Annotated in this window: 1 protein-coding gene; it reads right to left on the reverse strand. The window is 38.9% G+C overall.

The genetic code is table 11. From position 1 onward, the window contains the following. Positions 1-961, reverse strand: a 961-nt coding sequence (locus ACWHAR_RS23945; RefSeq protein ID WP_452088048.1) for a sensor histidine kinase, incomplete at both ends; no start/stop codon positions are given.

Raw genomic sequence — 961 nt, forward strand, 5'->3', positions numbered from 1 at the left:
TGAGCATAATCAGCACATCCGTCGCCTGAGAGTGCTTGACCGCATTAGACAGAAACTCTTGAATGATCCGGTACAAATTCAGCTGCGAATCCAGATCAAGGGAAGCCGTAAATCTCCCGGTATTTAAACGGATATGAAACGGAACCCGCTCCTGCTGCTGCGCCACCAGCTTCGACAGCGCCTTCACCAGCCCAAGATCATACAGAAGCTGCGGCCGCAGCTCATGACACGTCTCCCTCGTCATCGAAATCACATCAGACATCTGCTCATTCATCTGTACAAGCTTGTCCTGCACCTCTTCACGGCACGGATTATCATCCTTCTTGAAATCACCCAAAAACAGCTCACACTGGCGTTTTAAGGAAATCAAATCCTGAAGAACCGAATCGTGGAGATCGCGGGCGAGATCCGAGCGTTGTTTTTCCTCGATCGTGTACATGAGTTTTTTGAGCCATACGGGGTTGGATTCTTGTTGTTTTAAATCCTCAAGATGCACCATCAATTCTTCGATTTTCATAACGTTTTCCAATGAGACATTTGTATAAAATGCTAATGTTTGAAGCCATGCAATTTCATCCCTTGTTAACTTAAAAGTATTATAACTTGAGAAACAGAGTACTAAAAATGATCTGTCTCCTCGTTCACCTATTTTAATAATAAAACCTTGTTTAAACTCTTTAATTTTACCGATATCACCAGAAAAATTTTTCACATATTGCTCATGATTTTTATAAGTCAGATCTTTAAAGTTGTTCTTACTAAGAAGGGTGATTTCCCCTTTAGAATTATCATACACGCAAGCATTATCTATGTTTAATACTTCTAGGATTGTATTTTTAAAGTGATTAAGTACTTGATCTACTGATGATGCTTGCTTAATCAACTGAGTAAATTTAAAAATCCCATCTTGATAATTAAATTTCTCTGTAAATCTTTTCAACTTGAAACGAAAATCAATGAT

It is taken from the genome of Bacillus sp. LR--39, assembly GCF_053613335.1.